This window comes from Cellulomonas fimi (genome assembly GCF_028527925.1).
In the GTDB taxonomy this organism is placed as follows: Bacteria; Actinomycetota; Actinomycetes; order Actinomycetales; family Cellulomonadaceae; genus Cellulomonas; species Cellulomonas fimi_C.
Window position 1 is genome coordinate 1 of sequence record NZ_JAPESW010000162.1, and the last position, 609, is coordinate 609.

The window sequence follows — 609 nt, forward strand, 5'->3', positions numbered from 1 at the left end:
TCAGGTACTGGTTCTGACCGGCGACCTTGTAGACCTCCACGCCCTCGAACAGGTTGGCCTGGGTGTCGCTCATGATCGTCGTGTAGTTCGACCCGAAGCTGCCCGGGAAGTTCCCGATCGGCATGCTCGCCCGGTAGATGTTCCCGTTGTCGCCGGCGAAGAACAGGTACATGTTCTGCCCGTCGGCGATGAGCGTCTGGTCGATCGGACCGGTCCCGGAGTTGGAGATGCTCCCCGTGAACAGCGGCTGCGGCGACGACCACGAGTTCACGTTCGTCGGGTCGGTCGAGGTCCGGTAGATGAACGGCCACTGACCCCACTGGTACGCCAGCACCCAGATGTTCTTGGGCGCGAAGTAGAACAGCGTGGGAGCGACCGTGCCCGAGGGGAGCGCGATCTGGCTCGTGGTGGCCATGTCGGACCAGTTCGTGAACGGGCTGAAGGCCATCGAGCCGTAGCTGCCGTTCTCGACCTTCGTCGCGTAGACGAGGTGCTTGCCGTTGTGGACGACGTTCGTGAAGTCCTTCAGCGACGTCCAGCCCGACCGCGGCTGGGCGAGAGGGCCGGAGGAGGTCCACCGGTAGGTCGACGGCAGCGAGCACGTCGGGC

At 64.7% G+C, this 609-nt stretch carries 1 protein-coding gene; it reads right to left on the reverse strand.

Annotation, left to right across the window (positions count from 1 at the left end; all coding sequences use genetic code 11):
- Nucleotides 1-609 (reverse strand): non-reducing end alpha-L-arabinofuranosidase family hydrolase (locus OMK64_RS20270; RefSeq protein WP_272730155.1); only part of this gene is annotated, 609 nt, incomplete at both ends.